The following is an 11,964-nucleotide window of genomic DNA, read 5'->3' on the forward strand; positions in this document are numbered from 1 at the left end:
CCATGAAACCACAACGTCTGCGCGCCGATGTCCTGGCCGGACTCACCACCTCGTTTGCCCTGTTGCCCGAATGCATTGCGTTTGCGCTGGTGGCCCACCTCAATCCGCTGATGGGCCTGTACGGCGCCTTCATCATTTGCACGTTGACCGCGTTGTTCGGCGGTCGGCCGGGGATGGTCTCCGGGGCGGCGGGTTCGATGGCGGTGGTGATCGTCGCGCTGGTGGTGCAGCACGGCGTGCAGTACCTGCTGGCGACGGTGTTGCTGGGCGGCTTGATCATGATGGCGTTCGGCTTGTTGCGCCTGGGCAAACTGGTGCGCATGGTGCCGCATCCGGTGATGCTCGGCTTCGTCAACGGCCTGGCGATCATCATTGCACTGGCGCAACTGGAGCACTTCAAGAGCGGCGAACACTGGCTCAGCGGCACGCCGTTGTACCTGATGACCGGGCTGGTGTTGCTGACCATGGCCATCGTCTACATCCTGCCGCGCCTGACCCGCGCGGTGCCGCCGGCCCTGGTAGCGATCCTCGGCGTGGGGCTGCTGGTCTACCTGTTCGGCCTGCCGACCCGCACCCTTGGCGACATGGCGCACATCGCTGGCGGTCTACCGAGCTTCGCGCTGCCGGACATCCCGTGGAATCTGGAAACCCTGCGCATCATCGCCCCCTACGCGATTCTGATGGCGCTGGTCGGTCTGCTGGAAACCCTGCTGACCCTCAACCTCACCGACGAAATCACTGAAACCCGTGGCTACCCGGATCGCGAATGCGTAGCGCTGGGCGCGGCGAACATGGTCTCCGGTGCGTTCGGGGGCATGGGCGGTTGCGCGATGATCGGCCAGACCGTGATCAACCTCAGCTCTGGCGGGCGTGGGCGCTGGTCCGGGGTGGTGGCGGGCGTGCTGATTCTGTTGTTCATCCTGTTCCTGTCACCGCTGATCGAGCGGATTCCGCTGGCGGCGCTGGTGGGCGTGATGTTCGTGGTCTCGCAGCAGACCTTCGCCTGGGCCTCGTTGCGGGTATTGAACAAAGTGCCGCTCAACGATGTGCTGGTGATCATCGCGGTGACCACCATCACCGTGTTCACCGATCTGGCCACCGCCGTACTGTGCGGGATCATCATCGCCGCGCTGAACTTCGCCTGGCAGCAGGCTCGCGAGTTGTACGCCGATGAGCATCTGGAAGCCGACGGCAGCAAACTCTACCGCCTGCACGGCACGCTGTTTTTCGCCTCGACCACGCCGTTCCTCAACCAGTTCGACCCGGCCAATGACCCGACCAAGGTGACGCTGGATTGCCGGCATCTGAGCTTTGTCGATTACTCGGCGATTGCCGCGTTGAAGACTTTGCGCGAGCGTTACGAGAAAGCAGGGAAGGAGTTGCAGGTGTTTCATCTGTCCGAGCGCTGCAAGAAGCTGCTGAAACGCGCCGGCGTGGAACATCACTGATCAATAGTGGGAGCGAGTCCGCTCGCGAAGGCGTTCTGTCATTCAACCCTGAAGTTGACTGAACCAACACTTTCGCGAGCGGGCTCGCTCCACATTCTTTCTGGTTTCAGGCAGCAGGCGGGAAGTCGATATCGGTCAGCGCCGCGTTGTTCAGGTAGTTGGTCAGCGTCTGCACCGCCACCAGAGCAATCACTTCAATGAGCTTGCTGTCATCAATGCCGGCAGCACGGGCGGCGGCGATCTGCTCATCGCTCAGGTGGCCGCGGTTTTGCGTCAACTGCTGGGCGAGGGCGGCGTAGGCGTTGAGTTCACCTTGACGCGCCGCGCCGATGTCCTGCGCCGAGAGTCCCGCCTTGCTGGCAAACAGGCTGTGCGCCGCCAGGCAATAATCGCAGCCGTTGACCTGTGACGTGGCGAGATACACCGCTTCTTTTTCCTTGGTGCTCAGCGACGTCTTGCCCAGGATCGTCGAGGCCTGCACGTAGGTTTCCAGGGCCACCGGAGCTTTGGCCAGGGTGGTGAAGAGATTGGGCAGGAAGCCGATTTTCCTCTTGACCCCTTCGAGAATCGGGCGGGTGGCATCAGTGGCGTGTTCAAGGTGGGTAGCGTGAATGCGGCTCATGGTGATTCTCCAGAAGTCCGGTGCGAAGTGCGCCGGGGATGGAGGCCATGTTATTGAGCGCGACTGGTGCTTTGGCGGCAAATCGTCGAGGATATGCGACAGATCGTCCAAATCTGTTGAGGGAGTCTTCCATGGATCGCCTCTCCACGTTGCTCAGCCATTTCGGCGTGAACGCCGGTACCTTTCACAGCGGCACGTTTTGCGGCGTCGGTATGCACGAGGACGAACCGGTTGGGCATGTGCATCTGTTGCAGGCCGGCGAGTTGCTGCTCAAACCGGGCACTGAACGCGAGATCCGCGTCAATGAACCCTCACTGATTTTCTTCCCCAGACCCTTCACACACCGTATGGCAGCCGACGAGGCCATGGGCGCGCAACTGGTCTGCGCCACGCTGACGTTTGACGGTGGTTCGGGCAATGCCCTGGCGGCCGCGTTGCCGGATTATCTGGTGCTCAAACTCACGGATGTGCCGGAGTTGGGCAACACCCTGGAGTGGCTGTTCAGAGAGGCCTTTGACGGTCATTGCGGACGCGTGGCGGTGATGGATCGTCTGTTCGAACTGCTGGTGATCCTGCTGTTGCGGCACCTGATCAGCAGCCGTGTTCAGCAACCGGGCATGATGGCCGGGCTGGCCGACCCGCGCTTGTCCCGCGCCTTGACCCTGATGCATGAGCAACCGGCCAAACCCTGGCGCGTGGCGGATCTGGCGACTGCCGCCAACCAGTCTCGCGCGGGATTCGCCGAGCAGTTTCGCCGCGTTGTCGGGCAGTCGCCGGCCGATTATCTGGTGAGCTGGCGCATCAGTCTGGCGCAGAAGCGTCTGCGTGAGGGCCGGCCGATCGCGCTGATCGCTGAAGAGGTCGGTTATGAAAGTCCTTCGGCACTGGCCCGGGCTTTTCGTCGCAAGACCGGACTCAGCCCTCGGGAATGGAAGGGCGGTGTCTAAACGTCAGCGGGCGAATTTCTTTGCGCCGGCCACACAGAGAATCACCCCCAGCGTCACCGCCAGCATGCCGACACTGACCTGTTCGTGCAGCAACGTCGCGGCCAGCGCCAGGCCGAAAAACGGTTGCAGCAATTGCAGCTGTCCGACGGCGGCAATCCCGCCCTGAGCCAGGCCGCGGTACCAGAACACGAAGCCGATCAGCATGCTGAACAACGACACGTAGCCCAGGCATATCCAGGCCGAAACGCTGATGGTGCGCAATGACGCGGGCGCCAGCCAGAGACTGGTCAGCGCCATCAGCGGCAAGGACAGTACCAGCGCCCAGCAGATCACCTGCCAGCCACCGAGGGTGCGCGACAGTTTCGCGCCTTCGGCATACCCCAGGCCGCAGGCCAGAATTGCCCCCAGCATCAGCAAGTCACCGGTAGGCGAGGCGGTCAGCCCCTGGGACAGGGCGAAGCCAACCACCAGCGCGCTGCCCAGCATCGAGAAGATCCAGAATACCGGGCGCGGTCTTTCGCCGCCGCGCAAGACAGCGAAGATCGCCGTGGCCAGCGGCAGTAATCCTACAAACACAATCGAATGCGCTGACGTCACGTGTTGCAGTGCCAACGCCGTCAGCAACGGAAAGCCCAGCACCACGCCCAGTGCGACGATCACCAGCGACAGCCACTGATTGCGCGCCGGACGTCGTTCGCGAAACAGCCACAACAGGCACACCGCACACAGCCCGGCGATGGCTGCGCGCAACACCGTGAGAAACACCGGATCGAACTCCAGCACCGCCAGCCGCGTGGCCGGCAGTGAGCCGCTGAAGATCACCACGCCGATAAAGCCATTGATCCAGCCGCTGGTTTTTTCCAGAGCCGGGTTCACCCGGTTCGAAGTCTGTTCCATACAAGGTCGCGCTCAAAAGGTGGGGTTGCTTTCGAGCAATCCTGGGGCCGAGAATCAGGACAATCAAATAATTGTCATGGATACATCCGGCATGCCGCGCTCCCGCTACAAGACCCTCGTTGACACCTATGCCGCGGACATTCGCTCGGGGCGCCTGGCGCCCGGAACGCGCCTGCCAACCCACCGTGAACTGGCAGCCCGGGAAGGATTGGCGCTGGTCACCGCGTCGCGGGTGTACGCCGAGCTCGAGGCGATGGGGCTGGTCAGCGGTGAAACCGGGCGCGGGACGTTTGTGCGCGAAACCTCATTGTCGCCGGGGCAGGGCATCGATCAGAAAGACGTCGCGGTGGGCATGATCGACCTCAATTTCAATTACCCGTCGCTGCCCGGTCAGGCCGATCTGTTACGCAGCGCATTGCGCCAACTGGCGCTGTCGGGGGATCTGGAAGCCTTGCTGCGTTATCAACCCCACGCCGGGCGCCAGCATGAGCGCGCCTCGATTGCGCGGCATTTGCACGACCGCGGAGTGCAGGTGGAAGCCGGGCAAATACTGATCGTCAATGGTGCCCAGCAAGGGTTGGCGGTGACGCTGATGGCCTTGCTCAAACCCGGCGATGTGATTGCGGCGGATGCGCTGACCTATTCCGGCTTCAAGGTGCTGGCCGAAGCCCTGCATCTGGAAGTGGTGGCTATCCCGCTTGGTGATCACGGGCCGGATCTTGTGGCGCTGGACAAACTTTGCCGCAGCCGTTCGGTGCGTGCCGTGTACAGCATGCCGACGCTGCACAATCCGTTGGGTTGGGTGACGCCGATTGAACAGCGCGAGCAATTGGTCGCACTCGCCCGGCGGCATGATCTGACGATCATCGAAGACGCGGCCTACGCCTTTCTGGTGGAAAACCCACCACGTACGCTGGTCGACCTGGCGCCGGAGCGCACGGTGTATGTGTCGGGACTCTCGAAGAACATCGCCACTGGCCTGCGCGTTGGTTTCATTGCGGCGCCACTGCACACGGTGCCAGCGTTGGAGCGAATCATCCGCGCCACCACCTGGAACACCCCCGGCGTGATGACCGCGATGGCTTGCGGTTGGCTCGACGATGGCACCGTCACCCAGCTGGAACAACAAAAACGCCACGACGCCAGGGCCCGCCAAGCGCTGGCCGCCGAGTTGCTGCAGGGGCTGACCTGCATCGGCCATCCGTCCTCATATTTCCTGTGGTTGCCGTTGCCGGAAGACGTGCGCGCGGATCAGATTGTGGTCGAGTTGATGCATGAGCAGATTTCGGTCACCACCGCCGAACCGTTTGCGGTGTCGGCGCATGTGCCGCATGCCATCCGGCTGGCGTTGGGGTCAGTGCAAATGGAGGTGTTGCGGCAGGCGTTGATCACCGTCAGGAAGGTTATCGGCGCTTACCTGTAAAAGACACCTCCTGTGAAAACACGCCTGCGGCGAGGGCGCTTGCCCCCTCTGCGGTGAGCTCGCTGCGCAGGCCAGCGGGGGCAAGCGCTCTCGCCACAAAATGTTAGCCTTGGCTCAACTGCACCACACCGTTCTGGATCGCCCGATGAATAACACCGTTTCATTTCTTCTTGCCCTGACCGCCACCGCCATGCTGTTCAGCTCAACCACCCGCGCCGCCGGCGACCCCGCCGCCGGCGAAAAAATCTTCCCGCGCCTGTGCGGCGGTTGCCACCAGGTAGGCCCGGACGCGCGCCCGGGGTTCGGCCCGCCACTCAACGGCATCATCGGCCGGGCGGCAGGGACCTCGGCCAATTATGTGTATTCCGATGCGATGAAAAACTCTGGCGTGACCTGGGATCGCTCCACGCTGACCGCGTATCTGAAAGACCCCAAAGGCGTGGTGCCGGGCACGCGGATGATTTTCTGGGGGCTGAGCGATGAGGAGAAGATTGATAATTTGCTGGCGTATCTGCAGCAGTATTCCCATTAAAGTTTTGGCTCGGCCTGGACGACGGACCACGGCATGAAACGTGTCGAACCGATACTAATGAGCCACCACCTCCGGTAGAGTGTGCGCCGCCCGAGAGATGGATCCCGGGCTACTACCCATGGAGTTTGTAGTGAAATATCTGAGCAAAGTAGTCGCCGCCGCACTGTTCGGTGTGGTTCTGGCAGGTTGCACCGGCACCCCGATGAACACCAAACAATATGACAGCAGCCAATACACCGTGCTTGGCCACAGCGAAGCGACCGCCACCGGCCTGATGCTGTTCGGCGTGATCCCGATCCGGCAGAACAGCCGCTTCGTGCGTGCCCAGACCGCGGCCATCAACGCCAAGGGCGGCGATGCCATGATCAACACTCAAGTTCAGGAAAACTGGTTCTGGGCATGGGTTCTGAGCGGCTACACCACCAAGATTTCCGGTGATGTGATCAAGCTGAAAACCGCTCAGTAAGCAGTGGTTGAACGCAAAAGCCCGGCTGATCAGGCCGGGCTTTTTTATTGGACTGCACTGGGGGAGTCGATTCAGGCGACGCGACGCTCGATCAGACGATCCGCACCACCTTCGGCCACTCGGCGTTCCATCAGACGATCAGAGCCACCTTCAGCAACGCGGCGTTCCATCAGACGATCCGAACCGCCTTCAGCCACTCGGCGTTCCATCAGACGATCAGAGCCACCTTCAGCCACACGGCGCTCCAGCAAACGATCCGAGCCACCTTCGGCCACACGGCGCTCCAGCAAACGATCAGAACCACCTTCAGCCAAACGGCTTTCAATCAACTTGTCCGAGCCGCCTTCAGCGACCAGGGTGTGAGCGGGTGTTGCTGCAAAAGCGTTAACTGCAAGAACCGAGAAAGCGATGCCGAGGATGGTTTGGCGTTTCATGATCGTGTGCTCCGGGGTGTAGTGGGTTTGTCTGGAGCCGATGTTACGCCGCGGATTTTTTATGAGAACTTCATTGGCGTGATGGTGACTATCGACGCCAGCAATGTGTGCCGCAACCCTTGGTTCAGGCGCCTGCAGCCCGAATACACAGCTCTCCGGTGGCACGGGTCAGGGCCAGATCGTGCAGGGCATCGTGGGTCAGACCCTGGCGCGCCTTGGCCAGCCAGGCCGGACAGTCGGGGTCGCGCCGATAGGGCACGAAGTCGGCGTACTGCTGCAGCAGGCGGCTTTGCAACTCGTCCAGCTGCGGGCGAATCTGTTTCGCCAGATCCGGTCGCGGCGTGTCCGGTGCACGACCTGCCGCCTGCCATTGCGCCAGCAGTCCGTACTGCACCAGTTTGTTGGCCTCCATTTGCGCGGCGATCAACTGGGCCACGTCTTCGGGATCGAGCTTGCGCTCGCTGGCCAGCGTCCGGGCATTGGCGATGACTTGCGCCTCGCGCGGGCTGTCCTGAATCGGCTTGCCGCTGTCCCATTTGGTCAGGGCCACGAGGTCGCCGATGTTCAGGCGTTCGTTCAGGGTGGTCAGCAAAGGACGCAACGTTTCGGCGGGCGCAGGAGCCTCGGCGGCGTGAGCCATGTGGCTGAAAAGAACCAGCAGGGAACAAGTCAGAGTATTTCGCAAAGGGGTCATGGGCAGGCGCGATCCACGGATAAGAGTGTCGCCATTTAAGCCTTGAGTGGACTCGATGTCGACCGACTTTAACCCGGCTATCTAGCGTAATATCCCTCGCATCTCCCACCCCGAGACGGATCCTCAATGCAAACCCCCACCGCCACCAAACCGCTGTGGCAAACCTACCTGCTGTTCCTCGCGCCGATGGTGCTGTCCAACTTTCTGCAATCGATGTCCGGCACGGTCAACAGCATCTACATCGGGCAGATGCTCGGTACGCAGGCGTTGGCGGCGGTGTCGGGGATGTTTCCGGTGATCTTTTTCTTTATCGCGCTGGTGATCGGGTTGGGGGCGGGCGCGGGGGTGTTGATCGGTCAGGCGTGGGGGGCGCGCGAGGCGCACATGGTCAAGGCGATTGCCGGAGCGACCTTGCTGTTGGGCGTGTTGATCGGCCTGGCGGCGGCGGTGCTCGGCAGCGTGTTTGCGCGCCAGGCGTTGCAGGGCTTGGGGACGCCGGCGGATGTGCTGGACGATGCGGTGGCGTATGCGCATGTGATGATGTGGATTCTGCCGTCGATGCTGGTGTTTGTGTTGTTCACGCAATTGCTGCGCGGGGTCAGCGACACCGTGTCGCCACTGTTGGCGTTGATGGTGTCGACGTGCGTCGGGCTGGCGCTGACGCCGGCGTTGATTCGCGGCTGGTTCGGTTTGCCGCAGTTGGGGATTCAGAGTGCGGCGTTCGCCGGGCTGGCGGGCAACCTGTCGGCGATGGCGTGGCTGGCGTGGCGGCTGATTCGCAAGCAGCATCCGCTGGCGCCGGATCGCGAGTTCTTCGCCGCGCTGCGGCTGGACGGTGCGATTCTCGGCAAGGTGCTGCGCATCGGCCTGCCGACCGGGGTGCAGATGATCGTGTTGTCACTCTCGGAACTGGTGATTCTGGCGCTGGTCAACCGGCACGGCTCGCAGGCCACGGCGGCGTATGGCGCGGTGACGCAGATCGTCAACTACGTGCAGTTCCCGGCGCTGTCGATTGCGATCACCGCGTCGATCCTTGGCGCCCAGGCCATCGGTGCCGGGCGCCTGGAACGCCTGGCGCCGATCCTGCGCACCGGGCTGTTGATCAACGTCTGCCTCACCGGCGGTTTGATTGTGCTCGGTTATCTGTTGTCGCACTGGCTGCTGGGCCTGTTCCTGACCGAAGATTCGACCCGGGCGATGGCGGAGCACTTGTTGCACATCATGCTCTGGAGTCTGTTGGTGTTCGGCTTCCAGGCAATCATCGGCGGCATCATGCGCGCCAGCGGCACGGTGCTGGTGCCGGTGGCGATCGCGATTATCTGTGTGGTTGGCGTGCAACTGCCGGCGGCTTACTGGCTGGATGGGCAGTACGGTTTGCAAGGCGTGTGGATGGCGTTTCCGGTGGCGTATCTGGGCATGCTGGTGCTGCAGACCCTGTATTACAAACTGGTCTGGCAGCATCAGAAGATCGAGCGTCTGGTCTGAAGAGGGCGAAGCAGGGCGGCCTGATGCACGTCGACGGTAAAATGACATGGCGTAACCGCGGGTTGTTTGCTTAAGTCAGTCGAGGCCTCGAAGGTTTGCCCTGTCCGGAGGATCCCATGCGTGCCCGATTCACCGCTGCGGCACTGTTTGCCTGCCTGTGCGTCATGAGTGCCGCGCAGGCCGCTGAATACACCCGCGTCAACACCACTGCCAGCCAGATCAGTTTCACCTACAACCAGATGGGCGCGCTGATGTACGGCACCTTCGGCAAGTTCGACGCGACGTTGCAGTTCGACAGCGACAACCTCGCCGGCGCCCACACCACGTTGCACATCGACCTCAACAGCATCGATGCCGGCAGCACCGACGCCAACACCGAGCTGGTGAAACCGGCGTGGTTCGACACCCAGCGCTTTCCCGTGGCGGTGTTCGAGTCCAGCCGGTTTACCCGGGTGATCGACAATCACTATCTGATCGCCGGCCAGCTCACCCTTAAAGGCATCACCCGCGAGGTGCAGGTGCCGGTCGAGCTGAAACCGGGCAGCGCGATCGGCATTTTCGACGGCGAACTGGTGCTCAAGCGTGATCAGTTCGGACTCGGTGCGGGGGAGTGGGCGGACACCGTGGTGTCGAATGACATCGCGATCAAGTTCAAGGTGGTGGCGCCACAGCAGTGACGCCAGTCGGGTGGGTCAGTAGGGGTGGGTCAGTAGGCCCGCCAGTGTCCCGGCACCCAGCGCCATTCATGGCCGCCCCAGCGGTAATGCCCGGCGACCCAGTGATAGCCCGGCGCAGGCATGACCGGTACGACTTCCACCGGTGGCGGTGGCCGATGCGGCCGGACCGGCTCGACGATGCAGCCGGACAGGGTGATGGCCACCAGCGAGGCGGCGAGCAAGGTTTTAATGCTTCTGGACATGGGCTGTTCCTGATAGATGAGGTGTACAGGTTGAAGGGAATTCAGCGCACCCAGTGCCCTTCAACCCAGAACCAGTTCGGCCCGCGCGCCTGCCAGTGCCCCGGCCGCCAATGCGCACCGTAGCGCACCGGTTGCCAGTGGCCGGGCAGCCACACGTAACCGCGTCCTTCCCAGCGCCAGTGGCCCTGATCCCAGGCATAACCGGAACGCGGCCCGGGCATCACTTCCATGCGCATTGGCGGTGGAGCTTGCTGAATGATCACCACCTGCTGGGCGAACACCGGCGCACTGGCCAGCGCCGCCAGCGCCATCGGCACCAGCAACAGGCTTTTGCGCCATTTGAACAGTGAACGCAAAACGTTCATGACAACTCCTCAAGGTCTGCGTGCAAAAGACAGCGCAGTTGAAGAATTGGACGCCAAATCGGCAAAAGATCCGGTCTGCGGAGGATGAAATTTTCTTCAGGGATGACCAGGTGTCTGGCGGGCTCGCCGAGCGCTAGGGCGCTTTCAGTTCACGGGTCAGTTCGGCCAGGAATGTGCGGACATCCGCTTCGTTGAGTTCGGCATTGATGCGTGTGCAATCACTTTCCGAAATCGGTGCGTGTGTCAGCCTGATCATCAGAGAAATGAGTCGGTAGTCTTGCTTGTTACCCAGTCCGGCATGGTTCTTGATGATCGAGGCGAGATCGTCGACTTTGCTCCGCTCTGCGGCGTGTTGCGCATCTTTGAGCGTGTCGAACAGGGCATGGATGTAAACATCGAACGTTCGGTAATTCTCGCCGGCATAGACGTCATCAGGGCTCTGGAATAACGCGAAGAGATGCCCATAGGCTTCGGGGTAGGCATGAGGCGCTTCAAGCGGTCCGTAGACATGTGCATAGCTATCGCCCAGCGCATGGATCAGGAAGCCGGTTTTCCAGTCCGACGTTGTGCCGGTCGCATACGAGGCAGCCACCAGTCTTTGCAGGCTGGATCGTCTGGCAGCGACGGCCTGGCTGTCGCCGCCATGCAACGAATGCAGCGAATTGACGATCTGGTGCCGCCAGGTTCGGTCGTAGAAGGTATTTTTGATCGAGACCGGAATCGCGTTGTAAGTGTTTATCGCGTCCGGCGCCTGAGAAAAACAAGTCAGTCTGTCGGCTCTGCTGCGTTCGACACCGGCCAGTTCGGCGATATAAGAAACGGTGTAGAAGTGTCCGCCCATTTGATAAAGCGGGATCAGATGAGCAGGAACCGCGAAGTGCTTCCGCAGAATCTCTGCTGTTGGGACATCCATGTGTGGCGCATTAAACGTAGGGCTGTCGGCAGCGGGGCAGATAGGCGCGACAAGGAACAGCAAGGCTGCCAACGAAAATCGAGGTCGTGTTTTCACTTCATGCTCCGAGCATCCTGATTGGCGCCACCCTGTGATAGCGGGAGCGGCCGTATCCCTCTCATCATGTTTGTAGTTCGCAATCTGCAAACACGCCAACGCGATACGGCATCAAAGGACGCACAGAGCATCAATAAAACCGGTCTTGCTCTTTCATGGCCTGAATCTGCCAGAACGTGCGGCCGGAGATCAGCAGGCACAGCAGCCCGAGCAGGAAGCCGCCGGTCATGATGTAGAAACCGGGACGATAGGTGTGAAGCTCGCTGGCCAGGGTGCTCTTGTCCGGTAGCCAGCGCGATACCAGCAGCGGCACCGGGCCGCCGATGTCGTATTGGGTGTGCTCGGCGTAACGCTCGTCCTGGTACTGGCCTTGGTGAATCTGGCCTTGAGTGTCGCTGTAGCGATAATGAATGATCATGCCGTTGTCGTTCATCATGATTTCTTCCAGCTCCGTGACGATGCCGCTGGTTTCTACGCCGTTGAAACTCAGTGCGCCATACAGAATGCCCTGCTGTCGCGCCATGCCGGCCAGCAGCAACACGACGCAGCAGGCGACGGTCATCATGACGATACGGTTGTAGAGGTGATCTCTTGCAGCTTCGCGGGGATAGAACATGACCTGATCCTTGGTAATGGCAGACGCCGGACGCCGCTGCATCGGCGCTGGAACCGGGAACTTTAGGCCCCGGTCGGGCCGGGCACGGTATGATGTCGCGGTTCGCC

At 61.6% G+C, this 11,964-nt stretch carries 15 protein-coding genes; 7 read left to right on the plus strand and 8 right to left on the minus strand.

The features are described from left to right. Positions 1-2 precede the first annotated feature (2 nt). Positions 3-1,448 (plus strand): SulP family inorganic anion transporter, encoded by a 1,446-nt coding sequence (locus NN484_RS20935; protein WP_215500912.1) that lies wholly within the window; start codon positions 3-5, stop codon positions 1,446-1,448. 106 nt (positions 1,449-1,554) lie between these two features. On the opposite strand, the gene NN484_RS20940 is transcribed toward NN484_RS20935, so the two are convergent. Further along, positions 1,555-2,070 (minus strand): carboxymuconolactone decarboxylase family protein, encoded by a 516-nt coding sequence (locus NN484_RS20940; RefSeq protein WP_274657767.1) that lies wholly within the window; start codon positions 2,068-2,070, stop codon positions 1,555-1,557. 131 nt (positions 2,071-2,201) lie between these two features. On the opposite strand from NN484_RS20940, the gene NN484_RS20945 reads away from it, so the two are divergent. Next, entirely contained in the window at positions 2,202-3,017 is an 816-nt protein-coding gene (locus NN484_RS20945; RefSeq protein WP_215500910.1) for an AraC family transcriptional regulator, read from the plus strand. A 3-nt stretch (positions 3,018-3,020) separates the two neighbouring features. Here NN484_RS20945 and NN484_RS20950 read toward each other — a convergent pair whose 3' ends face one another. Continuing rightward, a complete protein-coding gene (locus tag NN484_RS20950) occupies positions 3,021-3,914 on the minus strand; it encodes a DMT family transporter (RefSeq protein WP_274657768.1) in 894 nt (297 codons plus the stop codon). Between the two features lie 91 nt (positions 3,915-4,005). Here NN484_RS20950 and NN484_RS20955 point away from each other — a divergent pair, with 91 nt between their 5' ends. The 3 genes from NN484_RS20955 (at position 4,006) to NN484_RS20965 (ending at position 6,335) form a co-directional block, all read left to right on the plus strand. Next, positions 4,006-5,337, plus strand: a complete 1,332-nt coding sequence (locus NN484_RS20955) for an aminotransferase-like domain-containing protein (RefSeq protein WP_274657769.1) — start codon at positions 4,006-4,008, stop codon at positions 5,335-5,337. Between the two features lie 145 nt (positions 5,338-5,482). Beyond that, positions 5,483-5,869, plus strand: coding sequence for a c-type cytochrome (locus tag NN484_RS20960; RefSeq protein WP_215500907.1), 387 nt, complete (start codon positions 5,483-5,485; stop codon positions 5,867-5,869). 130 nt (positions 5,870-5,999) lie between these two features. After that, positions 6,000-6,335: a hypothetical protein gene (locus tag NN484_RS20965; protein ID WP_127650988.1), complete on the plus strand. Its 336-nt coding sequence runs from the start codon at positions 6,000-6,002 to the stop codon at positions 6,333-6,335. A 71-nt stretch (positions 6,336-6,406) separates the two neighbouring features. Here the strand turns inward: NN484_RS20965 and NN484_RS20970 are convergent, their stop codons facing one another. Then, the gene (locus tag NN484_RS20970) at positions 6,407-6,769 is read right to left on the minus strand and encodes a hypothetical protein (protein WP_215500906.1); all 363 of its coding nucleotides are present in this window, start codon (positions 6,767-6,769) and stop codon (positions 6,407-6,409) included. A gap of 124 nt (positions 6,770-6,893) precedes the next feature. After that, entirely contained in the window at positions 6,894-7,463 is a 570-nt protein-coding gene (locus NN484_RS20975; RefSeq protein ID WP_215500905.1) for a chorismate mutase, read from the minus strand. A gap of 126 nt (positions 7,464-7,589) precedes the next feature. On the opposite strand from NN484_RS20975, the gene NN484_RS20980 reads away from it, so the two are divergent. Together NN484_RS20980 and NN484_RS20985 are read left to right on the plus strand one after the other, a co-directional pair. Beyond that, positions 7,590-8,948, plus strand: a complete 1,359-nt coding sequence (locus NN484_RS20980; protein WP_215500904.1) for an MATE family efflux transporter — start codon at positions 7,590-7,592, stop codon at positions 8,946-8,948. Between the two features lie 116 nt (positions 8,949-9,064). Continuing rightward, the gene (locus tag NN484_RS20985) at positions 9,065-9,625 is read left to right on the plus strand and encodes a YceI family protein (protein WP_127650984.1); all 561 of its coding nucleotides are present in this window, start codon (positions 9,065-9,067) and stop codon (positions 9,623-9,625) included. A 29-nt stretch (positions 9,626-9,654) separates the two neighbouring features. Here the strand turns inward: NN484_RS20985 and NN484_RS20990 are convergent, their stop codons facing one another. The 4 genes from NN484_RS20990 to NN484_RS21005 all read right to left on the minus strand — a co-directional run bounded on the left by NN484_RS20990 (position 9,655) and on the right by NN484_RS21005 (position 11,857). After that, positions 9,655-9,867: a YXWGXW repeat-containing protein gene (locus NN484_RS20990; protein ID WP_127650983.1), complete on the minus strand. Its 213-nt coding sequence runs from the start codon at positions 9,865-9,867 to the stop codon at positions 9,655-9,657. A 41-nt stretch (positions 9,868-9,908) separates the two neighbouring features. Beyond that, on the minus strand, positions 9,909-10,232 hold the full coding sequence (locus NN484_RS20995; protein ID WP_274657770.1) for a YXWGXW repeat-containing protein: 324 nt from the start codon (positions 10,230-10,232) through the stop codon (positions 9,909-9,911). A gap of 133 nt (positions 10,233-10,365) precedes the next feature. Next, the gene (locus tag NN484_RS21000; protein WP_274657771.1) at positions 10,366-11,241 is read right to left on the minus strand and encodes a hypothetical protein; all 876 of its coding nucleotides are present in this window, start codon (positions 11,239-11,241) and stop codon (positions 10,366-10,368) included. A 130-nt stretch (positions 11,242-11,371) separates the two neighbouring features. Continuing rightward, complete coding sequence (locus NN484_RS21005; protein ID WP_127650980.1) at positions 11,372-11,857, minus strand: DUF3592 domain-containing protein; 486 nt, start codon at positions 11,855-11,857, stop codon at positions 11,372-11,374. Between the last annotated feature and the right edge of the window lie 107 nt (positions 11,858-11,964).

The sequence above is a fragment of the Pseudomonas serboccidentalis genome (genome assembly GCF_028830055.1).
Lineage (GTDB): Bacteria > Pseudomonadota > Gammaproteobacteria > Pseudomonadales > Pseudomonadaceae > Aquipseudomonas > Aquipseudomonas serboccidentalis.

What these genes read in the sequence shown, in the direction of transcription:
- NN484_RS20935 (WP_215500912.1), top strand. Translation starts at nt 3, where the DNA reads ATGAAACCACAACGTCTGCGCGCCGATGTCCTGGCCGGACTCACCACC.
- NN484_RS20940 (WP_274657767.1), bottom strand. Translation starts at nt 2,070, where the DNA reads ATGAGCCGCATTCACGCTACCCACCTTGAACACGCCACTGATGCCACC.
- NN484_RS20945 (WP_215500910.1), top strand. Translation starts at nt 2,202, where the DNA reads ATGGATCGCCTCTCCACGTTGCTCAGCCATTTCGGCGTGAACGCCGGT.
- NN484_RS20950 (WP_274657768.1), bottom strand. Translation starts at nt 3,914, where the DNA reads ATGGAACAGACTTCGAACCGGGTGAACCCGGCTCTGGAAAAAACCAGC.
- NN484_RS20955 (WP_274657769.1), top strand. Translation starts at nt 4,006, where the DNA reads ATGCCGCGCTCCCGCTACAAGACCCTCGTTGACACCTATGCCGCGGAC.
- NN484_RS20960 (WP_215500907.1), top strand. Translation starts at nt 5,483, where the DNA reads ATGAATAACACCGTTTCATTTCTTCTTGCCCTGACCGCCACCGCCATG.
- NN484_RS20970 (WP_215500906.1), bottom strand. Translation starts at nt 6,769, where the DNA reads ATGAAACGCCAAACCATCCTCGGCATCGCTTTCTCGGTTCTTGCAGTT.
- NN484_RS20975 (WP_215500905.1), bottom strand. Translation starts at nt 7,463, where the DNA reads ATGACCCCTTTGCGAAATACTCTGACTTGTTCCCTGCTGGTTCTTTTC.
- NN484_RS20980 (WP_215500904.1), top strand. Translation starts at nt 7,590, where the DNA reads ATGCAAACCCCCACCGCCACCAAACCGCTGTGGCAAACCTACCTGCTG.
- NN484_RS20985 (WP_127650984.1), top strand. Translation starts at nt 9,065, where the DNA reads ATGCGTGCCCGATTCACCGCTGCGGCACTGTTTGCCTGCCTGTGCGTC.
- NN484_RS20990 (WP_127650983.1), bottom strand. Translation starts at nt 9,867, where the DNA reads ATGTCCAGAAGCATTAAAACCTTGCTCGCCGCCTCGCTGGTGGCCATC.
- NN484_RS20995 (WP_274657770.1), bottom strand. Translation starts at nt 10,232, where the DNA reads ATGAACGTTTTGCGTTCACTGTTCAAATGGCGCAAAAGCCTGTTGCTG.
- NN484_RS21005 (WP_127650980.1), bottom strand. Translation starts at nt 11,857, where the DNA reads ATGTTCTATCCCCGCGAAGCTGCAAGAGATCACCTCTACAACCGTATC.